This window comes from Bacillus gaemokensis, from assembly GCF_001590835.1.
In the GTDB taxonomy this organism is placed as follows: Bacteria; Bacillota; Bacilli; order Bacillales; family Bacillaceae_G; genus Bacillus_A; species Bacillus_A gaemokensis.
The window spans coordinates 138,209-153,465 of sequence record NZ_LTAQ01000023.1; the positions used below are offsets into that span (position 1 = coordinate 138,209).

General features: G+C 35.5%; 13 protein-coding genes, 2 other RNA genes, 1 pseudogene and 1 riboswitch. Of the genes and pseudogenes, 3 read left to right on the forward strand and 13 right to left on the reverse strand.

What is annotated here, in order from left to right; genetic code table 11:
- Positions 1-77: 77 nt before the first annotated feature.
- The 5 genes from AZF08_RS17720 to AZF08_RS17740 all read right to left on the reverse strand — a co-directional run bounded on the left by AZF08_RS17720 (position 78) and on the right by AZF08_RS17740 (position 4,537).
- Positions 78-944 (reverse strand): 5'-3' exonuclease, encoded by an 867-nt coding sequence (locus tag AZF08_RS17720; RefSeq protein ID WP_033674117.1) that lies wholly within the window; start codon positions 942-944, stop codon positions 78-80.
- Between the two features lie 132 nt (positions 945-1,076).
- Positions 1,077-1,808, reverse strand: a complete 732-nt coding sequence (locus tag AZF08_RS17725; protein WP_033674119.1) for a P-type ATPase — start codon at positions 1,806-1,808, stop codon at positions 1,077-1,079.
- Positions 1,809-2,204: 396 nt separating this feature from the next.
- Positions 2,205-2,368: riboswitch (M-box (ykoK) riboswitch) on the reverse strand.
- Positions 2,369-2,606: 238 nt separating this feature from the next.
- A complete protein-coding gene (locus AZF08_RS17730; RefSeq protein ID WP_033674120.1) occupies positions 2,607-2,993 on the reverse strand; it encodes a DUF350 domain-containing protein in 387 nt (128 codons plus the stop codon).
- Positions 2,990-4,222, reverse strand: a complete 1,233-nt coding sequence (locus AZF08_RS17735) for a glutathionylspermidine synthase family protein (RefSeq protein WP_033674121.1) — start codon at positions 4,220-4,222, stop codon at positions 2,990-2,992. The genes AZF08_RS17730 and AZF08_RS17735 overlap by 4 nt, the downstream gene beginning before the upstream one ends.
- Positions 4,223-4,225: 3 nt before the next feature.
- A complete protein-coding gene (locus tag AZF08_RS17740; RefSeq protein ID WP_033674122.1) occupies positions 4,226-4,537 on the reverse strand; it encodes a hypothetical protein in 312 nt (103 codons plus the stop codon).
- Between the two features lie 82 nt (positions 4,538-4,619).
- On the opposite strand from AZF08_RS17740, the gene AZF08_RS17745 reads away from it, so the two are divergent.
- Positions 4,620-5,069 (forward strand): hypothetical protein, encoded by a 450-nt coding sequence (locus tag AZF08_RS17745; protein ID WP_033674123.1) that lies wholly within the window; start codon positions 4,620-4,622, stop codon positions 5,067-5,069.
- Between the two features lie 270 nt (positions 5,070-5,339).
- On the opposite strand, the pseudogene AZF08_RS17750 reads toward AZF08_RS17745, so the two are convergent.
- The 6 genes and pseudogenes from AZF08_RS17750 to AZF08_RS17775 all read right to left on the reverse strand — a co-directional run bounded on the left by AZF08_RS17750 (position 5,340) and on the right by AZF08_RS17775 (position 8,272).
- A pseudogene (locus tag AZF08_RS17750) lies at positions 5,340-5,921 on the reverse strand (hypothetical protein).
- Between the two features lie 223 nt (positions 5,922-6,144).
- Positions 6,145-6,328: non-coding RNA, 6S RNA (gene ssrS, locus AZF08_RS17755), on the reverse strand.
- Positions 6,329-6,349: 21 nt separating this feature from the next.
- Positions 6,350-6,533: non-coding RNA, 6S RNA (gene ssrS / locus AZF08_RS17760), on the reverse strand.
- Positions 6,534-6,648: 115 nt separating this feature from the next.
- The gene (locus tag AZF08_RS17765; protein WP_033674124.1) at positions 6,649-7,482 is read right to left on the reverse strand and encodes a sulfurtransferase; all 834 of its coding nucleotides are present in this window, start codon (positions 7,480-7,482) and stop codon (positions 6,649-6,651) included.
- A gap of 2 nt (positions 7,483-7,484) precedes the next feature.
- Positions 7,485-7,757, reverse strand: a complete 273-nt coding sequence (locus AZF08_RS17770) for a YpbS family protein (RefSeq protein ID WP_033674125.1) — start codon at positions 7,755-7,757, stop codon at positions 7,485-7,487.
- A 56-nt stretch (positions 7,758-7,813) separates the two neighbouring features.
- Complete coding sequence (locus tag AZF08_RS17775; RefSeq protein WP_033674126.1) at positions 7,814-8,272, reverse strand: GNAT family N-acetyltransferase; 459 nt, start codon at positions 8,270-8,272, stop codon at positions 7,814-7,816.
- 71 nt (positions 8,273-8,343) lie between these two features.
- Between AZF08_RS17775 and AZF08_RS17780 the strand changes: the two genes are divergently transcribed.
- Positions 8,344-8,598, forward strand: coding sequence for a DUF3931 domain-containing protein (locus AZF08_RS17780; protein ID WP_017152456.1), 255 nt, complete (start codon positions 8,344-8,346; stop codon positions 8,596-8,598).
- A gap of 3 nt (positions 8,599-8,601) precedes the next feature.
- Here AZF08_RS17780 and AZF08_RS17785 read toward each other — a convergent pair whose 3' ends face one another.
- Positions 8,602-12,261 carry a dynamin family protein gene (locus AZF08_RS17785; protein ID WP_033674127.1) on the reverse strand — a complete coding sequence of 1,220 codons (3,660 nt, stop codon included), beginning with the start codon at positions 12,259-12,261 and terminating at the stop codon, positions 8,602-8,604.
- A 487-nt stretch (positions 12,262-12,748) separates the two neighbouring features.
- Between AZF08_RS17785 and AZF08_RS17790 the strand changes: the two genes are divergently transcribed.
- Positions 12,749-13,912: a DUF418 domain-containing protein gene (locus AZF08_RS17790; RefSeq protein ID WP_033674128.1), complete on the forward strand. Its 1,164-nt coding sequence runs from the start codon at positions 12,749-12,751 to the stop codon at positions 13,910-13,912.
- A 20-nt stretch (positions 13,913-13,932) separates the two neighbouring features.
- On the opposite strand, the gene pbuX is transcribed toward AZF08_RS17790, so the two are convergent.
- Entirely contained in the window at positions 13,933-15,255 is a 1,323-nt protein-coding gene (gene pbuX, locus AZF08_RS17795; protein WP_033674129.1) for a xanthine permease PbuX, read from the reverse strand.
- Positions 15,256-15,257: the final 2 nt, after the last annotated feature.

Here is a 15,257-nt window from a genome sequence, read left to right on the forward strand (position 1 = left end):
CAAAAAAATAACGCCTAATCAACATATATTTGATCAGACGTTATCTATAGTGGTAAGCAATCTCTCTAGCATTGCTTTTACAGCATATTTATAAATATTTCTGGTCTTCCCCAGTTCATTTGCCCGCAAACAAATCTCATTTTTTCTTCATCAATTGTATGAAGACCTTCTTCAAGTGAGCATGAAATCGGAACCTCACAATGAATTTGCGCTAATTGTAATGATATATTTAAGTTTTCTAAATCACTCTCAATTTTTGTACGCTGTGCTTTCGTTAATGACGCTACATTTTCTAAAACAGTCGCTACTGTTCCATGTTCTTGGATTAACTTGTACGCTGTTTTCTCTCCAATACCTTTTACACCTGGATAGTTATCACTTGTATCTCCCATAAATGCTTTCGCATGAACGATTTGCCAAGGCTCTACCCCTTTTTCTTCCATAATCTTCTCTGGTGTATAGTACTCATAGTTCCCAATTCCCTTACGAAGAAGCATAACTGTAACGTTCGTATCAACGAGCTGTAGTAAATCTGTATCACCGGTTAATATATATACTTCTGCCTCACTACAATATTCTTTCGCTAACGTACCAATGCAATCATCTGCTTCATAGCCTTTCAATCCAATTACAGGAATAGACAGATGTGAAGTCATTTCTTGCACTAAATCGAATTGTGGAATTAATTCTTCTGGTGGCGCCGCACGGTTTGCTTTATAATTTGAGAACGATTCCGTGCGGAATGTCGTACTTCCCATATCCCAGCACGTTACAATATGTGTCGGTTCAATCGCTTGCGCTGCTGTTAATAAATGTTTCATATAACCATGAATCCCATTTGTTGGGGTACCATCTTGTCGTTTCATAAATTGTCCATAGACACTTGTTGCGTAAAAAGCACGAAACAATAGTGCCATACCATCAACTAACAATACTTTTTTCATAATTCCTCTCCTAATAAAAAAATAATAACCTCACGTCATCACGTAAGGTTATATAAATAGATTACCATTCTACGTTTCTGTTCAACTCTACTTATTATACAATGTTTTTCTATATTTAGCACCATTAACGGTTTAAGATGTTTGACCACAACATGTATGAAGCAAACCAGAATACGTGTTTTTACCAGTTGAAATCACAACAGCCTTTGCACTTCCATTTACAATACGTGTACCTCTAAAACATACATTTTCAAGTTGAAGTGGATTGTAATCTTTCATACGTTTTAATGGAATAAATCTTTTGCGTTCAAGATGGTAACAACTTTCAAACTTCTCTACATCCATTTCTTTCCCTGTTAGCATAGATTCATTTACTAATAAGTCTTCTGCATAAATAATACGTACATCAGCTGGTACTGTATCACCTGCTGAAAGAAAAACCATATCTCCAGGAACAAGTTCTTCGACTGGCAGCTTCATTATTTTTGATTCATTATTCATCCCTGGAACTGTAATTCCTTCCACTCTAGAAACAGTAACTGTTACCATTTCACATTCGATTTCCTGATCAGTACGTTGTTTTGAAAATGCAGGAATCATTTGGCCTAATTTCATCATTACATCAGAAAGAAGTGCTCGTTTAGAAGTTAATTCATTTTTCCCATACACATGAATGCGTTTCTGCGCTTCTCTCACAGAAAGACCCTCTCTTGTTGTTTTAAAATAAGCAAATACAGATTTCACGTCTCTTGTTGCTATTTCAATCAACAAGTCTCTATTTTTTTGAAGCATCGATTGTTCTTTCATCACTTTTTTACTTTGTTTATGAGATATGTTACCCACAAGTTTGTTTACATATAACATACTATCGTCTCCTCCTTTACAACATAGGAAGAAACGCTTTGTTTTCTCAATTTATCTCACTTTGACAATGCATATTTCTTCACATTCAGTCAAAGTGTCTACGCTCAACTTATAATTATTTCAGCTCATAACTATATGCTGATCGCTATCTTATGATAAATATAGAGGGAGGAACAAATCGTTTCCTGCCTACATCATATATTTTTATTTTGAAGTATATGGGTAACGGAACCGAGTCAGAATTTGACATGCTCCTCACCTCCTCATTTGTTTTTTAGTAGTTATTTATACTATGACAGTACGCATAGCTTGTTAATAAAAAGACCTCTACTCGTAAACGAGTAAAGGTCTGGTACATACACAAATAAGCGATTCCTAATCATTTTAGAAATCCACGAACCTCTCCCTCGCCGAGTTTTAGCACTGTATAGCATAGGTACGTTACCAGCTACGTTAAGAAAAACCTTAATTCGATCATTCCTGTTGACCCATTGGCGTCTCTCGACATTTTTGGGCAGTAGCATTTCTCTATACAGGAGCCTCACCTAACAGAGACTTATTTTTTTATTATATAGAAAATGTTACTCCTATTTAAAATAGATGTCAACACCTTGGATTCAAACTTTTCCTTATTACAACAAGTATTTCCTAGAAAATGAATCGAATAAAAGCACGCCTATTCTAGTACTAATTGTTTAAGATTTTGTATGCTCCTCTTCTCAAGATTACACGCTTGGAGAAAGTACGTTTCAATATCTCCATATATTTCTACAATTTCATAATAAAACGTAAGGTTTTTCAATATGTTAAACACCCAGCAATAACAACTCCGATGGAAATTGATAAAAACATAAGGAAAAGTCCGACAGCCTGGTTATCTTCTTCGATGCTTTGATTGATATTAAAGCGTGGTGTGAGCCATTCAGCTAAATAAAACACAATAATTTGCGCTAAAACTCCAATCGCTCCCCATAAAACCATATCCATTAATGAAACAGAATGAGCAGCAGTCGAATACAAGACAATAGCAAGCCCAAGCAGTCTTCCTCCAAGTGCATAGCTTGCTGCTTTATTCCCTTTAGCCATTAACGAAAATTCCTTCACTTTTGTTGTAATTTCCATAAGAAAAAGACCAATACATAAAAGACCAATTGAAACTGCTAAATAAAGTAAGAAATTTATCATTTATAATCCTCCTTTTTAATTCCTACAGGTAAATAATAAGATTCATTCCCCGTAATTTTTTCACCAGCACGTATACCAATACTACTTGGCTTTCCAGCAATTAAAAATGATCCAAACACATATGACAACTTCTCTTTCCCCTTTTCTGTCTCAAGAGAGACAACTGGAAGCTTTATATATTTTTGAAATACAGGAAGCTCTTTTTTATACGTTTGATATGAATTTTGATTAACAATATTAGTATCTTTATCACGAATTGTAACCGTGTCGCCTTCTCTACCGAACGAAGGTTTTTGAACAAAAGAACTTTTTCCTAAAAATAAATCTGGCTCTAAGTAAGTAGGAAGCATATATTCTTTAATCCATTGTCGTTCCTCATTTGTATAAAAAGCACCTACCTCAGCTAATCCCCAAATCAAGCATTGAATTGATTTCGGCTGAAGTAGAAAGGATGAAAGCGGATTGATAATAAAGAGCTTCCCTTTCTTTACAAGTTGCAGTAGCTCAATCCCTACAAAATCTCCGGTTTTCGGATCCTGGTCCTCAACTAAGTCTTCAATAGGGTATGTCTGGCGATACAAAATATCAATTGGAACACCATCTCCGTCGAGTAAAGCATCTTCAGTAATTCTGAGTTCTGACATTGATACCATTTTGTTTTTAACCTGACATAGCTGACTCAAATACACAGTCGTATTCCAATCTTCTATATGTTCATGATGGGCTGTAAAGACAACCTTTGGTCTTTCTATTCCTTTAGCAGCCTCCATCACAGCTTTTGTGATACCAGAAGAAAGAAGCCGTTCCTGATTCTTATTCGGATCATGATAATCTAATTCTTCGCAAATTTTACCATTCATTTGGAAGCATTCCACAATAAAAGTTGGGGTATCACTATTAAACTCAAGCATTTTGATACCACCATCCGTCAAAGCAAAATCAAAACGTGAAATAACAGATTCAGGAAACAGAGATTTCATTCTAATAAAAGGCAGACTTGAAGATGGAAAACCAAATTCAAGAAGCTGAGAGTCAGACAAGGTCCGAAGAAGTCTAGCAGTCTTAAAAAATACTTTTCCCATTCGTTCTGTCGCTAACTGCAAACCTTGAATCGTTTGTTCTGTTATTTCAAAAACATGAAAAAGGCTATACTCACTCCCGTATAAGTCAGACCAAAAGTGAGGGAAGCTTGAGTAAAATTGACTTCGTTTCTTTATGTAAAGCGACATAATCTAACCTCCGAATCCACCCTTTGAACCGCTTCCAATTCCCCCTTTAAATTCGGACGAAGCTTGATAGGACTTAAATTCAGAAGAATTTTTGAAGGTTGATTTATTTTGATAGTATCTACTAGCGTAATAATAATGCCCATGATAACTTGAACGGCTGTCATCGCATCGCCACACGCCAAGTTCATCATCCCAATCCCAATCAGCACAACTCTTATCTTTCGGTTTTGGAGGGAGATCTTCTGTACAGCCAGATAAAGTGCTAGTCATTAAAGAAGTAAGAACACCTGTTACTAACCATTTGGTTTTTGTCACTTTCCAACGCTCCTTTATATATTATATTTTTATTATAAAAGAATTCATGATAAAGTAGAAGAAAAAGGAAGAGGGATTACAATTGCGGTTAGAATATCGACTCAATGATGAAGCTAAACAATATCCTGCCCTATGGAACTATGCGGATATTTCTGTTTCTGAAGCCGTCGCAAGGATGACTTGTGAGTACTTCATTAAAGAAGGGGATACGTATGTCGTAACAGCGACCGCGATGGATCCCGACAGAACAGCAGTATTATATGTCCAAAAAGAAACGTTCTTCGATGATCCTTCAGAACCTACATATTCCCATATAGGTTTTGAGATTAGAGAACTACAAGGAGCAGATTCTATTTTAATAGAAAGTAAAGATGTGTGGAATCATGAAGAAATCTTATCGTCTCTTCATTCAGATATTCTGTATATTCAAAGGAATGGAATGCCTATGGAATTCACCTTAGATTCAAGAGAGATTGATGAAGACCGAAAATGTTATGTTTATTATGGAAAATTTACAGGTGAACACAGATAACATTCAAGTAAAACTCCCATCATTGGGGAGGCATTTGATTTCTAATATTTTTATGCTTTCCACACAATGAAATTCCAACCATTTCTAGTTGTGCAGAGATAATAAAGTTGTTTAATTTTAATCCTAGAAATGCAATAACCACCTACAAGTTAATCTAGTAGGTGGTTTTAACGTTGTTTAAAAATAAGTTTTATTTGTTGCAGCCTTTAATTTAAAGGAATAATAAAGTTGTTTAATTTTCGGAAAGCGAATAATTAATAATCGTCCCCTTTAAGCCTCATTAAAACATTTCGATAATTTAGTAACCATATCTTTATAATTCATAAAAAAGTTTTAGGTAGGTAAAATGGCAGAGCAAGAAGAAATGTTTTCTTCAGCTAATACACATTCGTCATAAATTAAACTAATATGCAATTGCTTTAAAGGCTCTATTTGGTTTTGTTCAAGGTACAAAATCAAGTCATTATAAAGCTGTTGTCCATACTCATCGACAGAACGTTCTAATGAGAAGCCACCTGCTAAGCTTGTCCACCATACTTCAAAGCAACGAACAATTTCCTTAAATGATTCTTCATTAGATAAATCTGCTTCAAATAGATGCTCATAAAATATATGATTCTCCTCGTAAAAAGTCTGCATTTCATTTTTCTCATTAGCGATTTGTTTACGAAGCGTGCTCCATAATTCTTTAAAGTTCGCTTCAAAATCATTGGAGAAATTTAATTTTCTTGCTATGTAAGGAAACTTCAAATTTTCTTTTTCCTCTTTTTGATTAAAATAAATATTTTGAATATAAATCATAAAATTTAAACAATGTGACATGCTAGTATATATTGTAAACGAATCCTTCATTTCCATTTCCTCCCCAATACTGCCCTTTTATTAATTAACCGAATATCGAAATATCCTTTTATTATACAAATAAATTAAAGAAGATGGTATAAAAATCCAATTCTATACCATCTTTTAAACAACTATTTTATTTTTTAAAGGACTTTATTATTCGTGAGCACTAGTGTACCGAAAAAAGTTTCCTACAACAAAAAAACCTTACGTATAAAACGCAAGGTTTTTATATAGCCCCACACATGCCGTTCTCTCTAGATGTCCATAAACCTGCTCTCACAGGTGGATGCTCTCACAAATGCTTTCAGCTTCCTTCTTAAAAAGATGGCATGCTGTTAACATTTAGATATTGAACTTCCATATTATACTTATTGGTTTAAGACATACATAAGCTACGTACACCGTAGGAATTTTATATAATGTTAGTTGAAATAAGACCCCCGCACGTGCCGTCCCTCGTAAATGTCCAAAAACCCGCTACTCGCAGGTGGATGCCCTCACAGTTACCGTACATCTTCCTCCACAAGGGAAGGCTTGATGATGGTCGCTAAATCTTGAGCTTCCGTATAACTAACATCGGTTTTAGACATAAATAAGTTACGTACACCGCAGGATGTTTTATTTGCTTGTCGTTATATTATCACATTGCATGCAATGTGTAAAATATAATGTTCTAAAGCAACTTCTTGCTTGTGACCTTATTTTAATACAAAATATTTTCCCATGCAAGAGGTTACTGTCCTTCTTTTGCAATTTGGTTTTTTGGATAAGAAATCCAATCACTCCAGCTTCCAGCATATAACTTGACGTTACGAAAACCAGCCGATTGTAACGCTAATACATTTGGACATGCTGAAACTCCAGAGCCACAATAGACTATTGTTTCTGTCTCTTTATTCAGATGACGAAAACGTTCTTGTTGTTCAGCCTTATTTTTGAATTGTCCTCCCGCTGTAATTCCATCTTTCCAAAAATAGTTTTCCGCTGTTGGAATATGACCAGCTTGAGAATCAATAAGTTCTTCAATTCCAGCATAACGCTTCGGCTCTCTAGAATCAATTAACGTTACATCTACATTTGTACGAATTTTTTCTTTCACATCTTCCATCGTTACAAGTAAATTTTCTTGTATAACTGGTGTGAACTTCTTTTGCACAATAGCTAAAGCTTCCGTTGTTGTAGGTAAGTTTTGTTCCTTCCAAGCTGGCAAACCACCATTTAACACATATGCTTTTTGATGTCCTACATATGTTAATAGCCACCAAAGACGCGAAGCCATTGCACCCGCTTGACTATCGTACGCAATAACTGTCGTATTTTCATCAATACCAGCTTGAGAAAGTTTTTCTGCAAAATCCTCAACATTTGGAAGTGGATGACGTCCACCATGCTCCTTAACGGGGCTTGATAAATCAAGATTCAAATCAAAATATACTGCATGAGGAATGTGTTCTTTCTCATACTGTTCTCTTCCCCAACTTGGGTTTGCTAAGTCAAAACAACAATCGACTATACGGACATGTTCATCTTCTATATGATCACGTAACCATTCGACTGTAACAATCATACTTAACGACCTTCTTTCTCTTGCAAGCGACCTACATACTCCATAACCATATCTTCTGTTACAATTTTACGTTGCGGTGCAACACCTCGTTTAGCAAGATTATTGATTTGCTTTGTTACCATGTTAATGGCATCCAATGAGAAATGTTTTCCATTTGATGCAAGTGATACCGCCGCTTCAATTGCCGCTTCACGCTGCGCTTCTAGCTGTAAAAATGTTGTAACAATTTCATTTTGTTTACGAGAATGTGCTGTAATTGCTTTATGTACTTCCATCTTCTCTTCCCCCTAAGTAATGTATATTTCCATGCCAGTGCTTCACTAAAAATAGACTACATGAGTTCCATTGTAAGCCGAATCATATCACGGCATACAATCCCATTTTCAATAATCTCTTCTTCATAATGCTTCGAAAAGTAATCAAAATCAATAGAAAAAATACGAAAACCACATTTTTGATATAATGTGAGCTGTGAAATACTAGAATTTCCTGTCCCTACTTCGAGTTTGTGCATATGATGTTCCTTAGCAGTTATGATCGCATGTTGTAACAACTGTCTACCAATTCCTTGTCCTTGTAACTCCTCTAAAATGGCAATATTCATAATTTCCATTGTTTTAGGCCTTGTTTCAAGCAATACATATACACCTATAACGTTTTCTTCCTTTTTTGCAGCATATATAAGCCCGCGCTGTAAATATAAATTAATTTGCTGTTCACTTGGATCAGCGAGCAACAGTAACGACTTAGGTGCCACGTCTTTAGAAATCTGTTCTATTACAATCCCCATAAAAATTCTCCCTTCTCTATTGTTCTAAACCCTCCTTGTCTACCATAAGTAATACAAAGGAGGGATTCCCCATGGACAACAATGAGAAAAAGTGCAACGTCATCTCGATTGATGGAAAGAAAAAGAAAAATGGAACATATTCCTATCCAAAATTAGTTGTAGAAGGAAAAACATATGAGTTTTCCTCGTTCGTCTTATGCGGTGAAACGCCAGACGGAAGGCGCTTAGTTCTTACCCATATGATTTCTACAGATGAATTTGCAGGATTCGTAAAATCACTGGATGCTGTATTGCAAAAGAAAATTGAGCGAATCTTTTTTTCATAATGTTTACAAAACATGAATTTCTTTTTCAATTGCTGCTAATTGCTTCTGCAATTGTTCCTTACTTTGTTCATATAGCGATACATCAATTGTTTCCGCTAAAGCAAACAATACACTTTCGTAATATTGTTCAACATCTTGCCCCATCACTCTTTGTACTAGGTTCCATTTCGTCTCCCATTCTTGCTTATAATGATGGATAAATAAATCTTCCTCATCCATTACATATTGGGATACAAAAGGCTCCAATGTTTCCTTAGCATCTTCTTGCATTAGAGCTTTATCATTTTTCTCAAAGAAACTTTTCTCATTTTTAAAATGAGATAATGCCTGTTTGAAATTTTTTATTTCTATAGAAGGAAATGGATCTTTATGTGCAATAACTTTGTATTCATAATCCACTATTCCATTCATAGAAACAAATTCGTTTTCCGCCTTACATTTCACTATAATTTCACGCTGTGCAAGCTGCATAGCTTCACCAATCCATTTTTCAAGGCGTAGTGATGTAGCTCTCATTTCTTGCAATAAATCGTGTTGAATAAATGATACAAGTTCCATCGTACATTCTTGAAGCTGAGTTTTCACATTTCCATCTGTTCGCAGTGAAGCTGGATTAATAAATTCAGTAAACACATCGTTATAACGTAAAAACAAGCGCTGTTTTACATAATACAACAGTTCTTTCACTTCATTGTGCATTGCCTGTTCTTCTGCCAATACACTATATGATGAAATGACACGAAGCAGTTCTTCACGTTCTGCTTCATATTTTTTTGTCTGTTTTTCCTTCTCATCATTTCCTTGCTTTGCTCCCTGTATCATATTTGTAAGAAGCTGCTGTGCACTTTGCAAAGCGCCATACAAAGAATGGACAGACACAAGCATTAAATCTCGCATCATAAAGGACGTGAATGACTCCTCAAACTTTGCAATTCCCGAATTTTGCAAAATACCGTACTTTTCTTTTGGAATACTCTTTTCTTGTTTTTCCTCAAGTGCACATAAGCTTGAAATTGCAAATAAACGTGGATTTCGAATACCATATTGTAAAAGCTGGTCTGCAATATATCCTTTTACCATCTCTAATTCTTCCTCAGACTGAGCTAAGTCCGCTGCATTAATTAAGAAGAACATTTTATCAAGCGCAAATGTATCTTTTACACGGCCAAGCTGAATTAAAAATTCACGATCCGCTCTTGAAAAGACATGATTGTAATATGTTACGAATAAAATTGCATCCGCATTTTTAATATATTGGAATGCAACATCTGTATGGCGAGCATTAATAGAATCTGCTCCTGGCGTATCAACGAGTACAACCCCTTGTCTCGTTAAAGCACAATCATAGTACAGTTCCATATATTCAACAAAACATGATTTTTCTTCATTCGCTACATAATCAGAGAATTCTTCTAATGTAACTTGTACTTGGTCTCCCAAATGATCAGAAACTGCATGATATCCTCTTTGTACCGCACGTAAAAAACTAAATGTTGCTTTTTGTTTTCCACTTGGTGACGAGTATTGTAGGATTGTATCAATTTGTGATAGCGCCTCTTCAAATGTTGCTATTTCACAATGAAATAATTTATAAACGGCTTTCATATCTTCTAGTAAAGCTTGCTTTGATTTAAATTGAACCACTACTGTACCATGAGGTTTTTCTTCCGTAACCGGTAAAATCTGATTAATCGTCGCCGTTGTCGGATTTGGTGATACAGGCAGTACATTCTCACCAAGCAATGCATTTGCAAATGATGATTTCCCTGCACTAAAAGCCCCAAATAACGCTACTGTAAATTGCTTTGCTTCAACACGCTTTCTCTTTCCAACAACTTCTTGATGTAAATGCTTAAGTGTAGGAAGAGGCTCTAGTATAATTTCTGCTTGCCTTACTTGTTCTAATATGCGATGAATATTTAATTTTGCTGTAATCTTTGTATTTGCCTCACTATAAGAAACGCTATTGCTTGGTACCTCGTGTTCTTGTAGTGTAAACTTTTCGTTTACAACCTGCTTTTTACCTTGTAAAACTTTTTCTATATTTAATCCGTCTGGTACATGTACACGATCGTACCAAATACCTTGCAAATAGTTCTCGTATTCATCATATGCCTTAATATATTGTAATTTCGTTTCTTTCGCTGTCTGTAAAACAGTATACTGCTCAATCTCTTGTTCGATATGAGCAACCTCTTTCTGCACCTTCTTTTGTAAAGCAATCGTACTTTTTTCAAAAATTTGCTGTGACTTTGTAAAATATCGTTTCTTCAGCTCATTCGCAACATCCGCTGTATAAAGTAGCAAATAATCGCCTGTAAATCCTGCACCTTGTTTAATCGTTTCTGCTAGCAATTCAGTACCAAAAGAAATGTGCAGTGCGTATACGTCTTTGCCGATTTCTTCTGTAAACACACCTTCATCCTTTAAGAAAGACACAATAAACTCTTTTACATGAAAATCAAGCTGTGTTTCAACTATTTTTTTCAGTTCTGAATAAAAAGCATCTAAACGCCGCTGTTTTTCTTGCTCTGTTTTTCCCTTTGCAAATAGCAAACCAACTTTAAATTTTGTTAGTTTTGTTTCTAAATATTGATTTGCTAACTCTCTCATTTCAAACGGCATTAAGTAAGCGTTATCTAATATTGCTTGAAGGCTATTCACAAATTTATTTTTTACATCTGATTCTTTACTAGCAACACGTCGTTTATTTTCAATGAGCTCTTCCTTCTTTTCAATTACGTCTGAAATCGATAACGTTGATGCTAATTCTGTTTGATATGGCATGAGTTGTTTTTCATTTTCTGAAAGAACGAATGCAAAATGTTCTTGTAGTAAATATTCGGTTTCCCTTTTCATACCATTTCTCACATACTGCCCACGCTCTTTCATAATAGAAGAGAGTAATCCCTCTAATCTTTGAATTTCATTATACGGATGGTTCATCATGCGTAACGAAGTATAAAAAATGCCTTCCACTTCAATATCCCAGTTAGAAAATGATTGTTTCACACTCTTTCTATAGTCCTCAAATGACAACTCATTTTCTTTATGCTTATCGATTTGATTAACAACAAGATAAACCGTTTTATTACGTTGTTTCAATTCTTTTACAAACTGCAAATTCACTTCTGATTGAACATGATTATAATCCATCATATAAAAAATAACATCTGCAAGATGGAGCGTTGATTCCGTCGCCAATTGATGTGCATCGTCTGTTGAATCAATTCCAGGCGTATCAACAAGCATGACGCCATCAGGAATTGGTGCATCATTTCGATAAATATGAACACCGATTATTTCATCACCATTTTTACAAAGCTGCTTCAATTCTTCCGCTGAGTATGCACCGTCATATTCGTATTGCTCTCCAGATTTTACTGTAACAACGATTCGGTCTTGCCCTTTTTCAATTTTAACAACGTTCGCACTTGTCGGAATCGGACTTGTTGGTAATAACTGCGCTTTATATAAGTGGTTCATCATTGTCGATTTCCCAGCAGAAAAATGACCGCAAAAAGCAATCATGAGTTGTTCTTGCTTATACTTTTGAATCACTTCAAACAACTTCAAAGTATTTTCCGTATCACCGTTCTTCTGCCATTCTTCATAAAAACAAACAAGTTTTTGTATACTGTTTGTCTGTACTATGTTTGTCATCCCCTTGTTCCCCTTTATCCCAAGATGTATATACCCTCTTATCATACTAAATTTTCAGGATATTCTCACCAAAAATAAAAAATCCCCTTCATTCTTTTTACAGATGAAAGGGATCTTATGTTAGATTGTTCATTTTGTTGCTCCTACTCCATTTAATACATACTTTGTAACGACAGCATATACAGCAACCGTTCCTGCAACAAATGCATATACCATATGTAATACACCATCCTTTTGATAATGATTATCACTTTTAAATACATTTTATCATTAAAGAGAATCATTATCAATAATTTTCTTCAAAAAAGAAAGCTCCTTGGGAAAAGGAGCTTTTTACTGCCTGTTTTAAAGGAGTTTAAAACTTGTTGTGCACTCTTATTATATCTCATATCAATCATCTTAACAGTCTCAAAAATTGGAAATGTCCTCTATCTCCTTCTCCTTACATTTTGTATAATAAGAGGGATTTAATTAAAGGAGGAACATAATGACACAAACTATTTCACAAGGCGAGAGGATTCATTCTATTGATATTATTAGAGGGATTGCTGTATTCGGTATTTTTCTTGTTAACTGGCCTGTTATCGCTGGCGTTGACTCTCGTGATATCACAGGAAGTTATGAAGGATTAGACAGTTATATTCGCCTGTTCTATGATATGTTTATTCAAACAAAGTTTTATACTATTTTTTCATTTTTATTTGGATTAGGTTTCTACATTTTTATGCAACGCGCTGAGGCGAAAACAGATCATCCCAAAACATTATTTGTTCGTCGTCTTCTTATCTTATTATTATTCGGATTTACACATTACGTCCTCTTATGGGATGGGGATATTTTACATAGTTATGCAATCGCAGGATTTTTCTTATTATTATTTTATAAGAGAAAGCCTCGTACAATTTTGATATGGGCATTAATTCTATTAGGAATTTACCAGTTTCTCACGCTATTAGCTAGTCTATTCTTTGCGTTTTTACCCATAGAGGAATTACGAACTTCCCTGCCAATTATGCCTTTAGAAAATTGGGGCTTACAAGTACAAGATCGCTTTACAGCCTTTTATTCTGAAGCAATCCAAATAAACATTTCCATGCTTCCAGAAACAGTTGGATTGTTCTTACTCGGCTTATATGTTGGTAAAAAAGATATATTCCGCCGAACGAAAGAATTAGATCCAAAACTAAAAAAATGGCAAATCATTATGTTCACTTTAACATTACCGATGTGGTTCTTTATGATTCGTTACTTTGTAACAAAACAACCATATGAACCAATCTACATGACCGGCTTTACAATGTTTAGCGGGAAAACATTATTTATCTTTTACATTTTCACACTCATGCGTTTATTACAGCGAGAAAGATGGCAAAAGCTATTCCGTCCATTCCAATATGTAGGACGGATGGCACTAACAAATTACATTTCACAAACAATTATCACATTGGTCGTGTTTGGTCTATTTTTCAAAAACTCCTTACCAGTACCATTATGGGTAGGTCCACTGTTTTGCATTGGTTTTTATACATTACAAATCTTTATTAGCCGCTGGTGGCTCTCCCATTACCAATACGGCCTGCTCGAATATATTTGGCGCCTAGGTACATATGGAAAGATGATGCCACTAAAAAAGAAAAGCAAGGTCTCTTAACGAGAACCTTGCTTTTTTACTTACGCTTCCGATGCAACACTTTGCATTGGAACTTGTTCTTCTTTTGTTTTCGCTTTTCGCTGCGGAACCATATTAAATACGATATTTAAAAGTACCGCTGACGCACTTCCAAGTACAATTCCGTTATCTGTTAAAATACGAACACTTTCTGGAAGCTGCGAGAATAATGTTGGAACTACTGTGACACCAAGTCCGATTCCAACAGAACATGCTACAATTAATAAATTTTCTTGCTTAGCAAAGTCTACGCTACTTAACATTTTAATACCATATGCCATAACCATACCAAACATCGCTAGCATAGCACCGCCAAGGACTGGTTTTGGAATAACCGTTGTGATAGCTGCAATTTTAGGAATAAAACCAAGAATGATTAACATGCCACCGCACGTATAAATGATAACTCGATTTCGTACACCCGTTAACTGAATAAGACCTACGTTTTGAGAATACGTCGTATATGGAAAGGCATTAAAAACACCGCCCAAAATCATTGCTAATCCTTCTGCACGATAACCCTTTGTTAACTCTTGCTCACCGATCTTTTTGTTACAAATATCCGATAAAGCAAAATACACACCAGTTGCTTCAACAATACCAACACAAGCAACAAGAATCATCGTAATAACCGGCGTTAATTCAAAGGTGGGTGTACCGAAGTAAAATGGCTGAATACCATGGAACCAATCTGCTTCCCCAACAGCTTGTAAGCTCACTTTCCCCATAAACGTTGCAATAATCGTACCAAATAAAAGACCAAGTAATATAGAAATTGAACGGATAAAACCATCAAAGAAACGATACATAATTATAATAAATAATAAAACTCCAAATGCTAATGCTAGATTTTCTAGACTCCCAAAATCTTTACTTCCTACTCCCCCAGCCATATCATTAATAGCTGCTGGAACTAGTGTAACTCCAATGACTGTAACAACAGAACCAGTTACCACAGGTGGGAACAATTTCACTAGCTTTCCAAATAGCTTTGCGAAAATAACAACGAATAACCCTGCTGCAATAATCGCCCCGTATATAGAAGAAACACCGTACTGCTTACCGATTGCAATCATCGGTCCAACTGCTGTAAATGTACAGCCTAGTACAACCGGCAGGCCTATTCCAAAAAAGCGATTCGATAGCGCTTGTAAAATCGTTGCGACACCACACATTAATAAATCGATAGATACTAAGTAAGTTAATTCTCGTTGATTTAAGCCAAGTCCCCCGCCCACAATAAGCGGAACAATAATTGCGCCAGCATACATCGCTAGCATATGCTGCATGCCAAGGGATGCGATTTTAAATGGGTGTTGCTTCATGA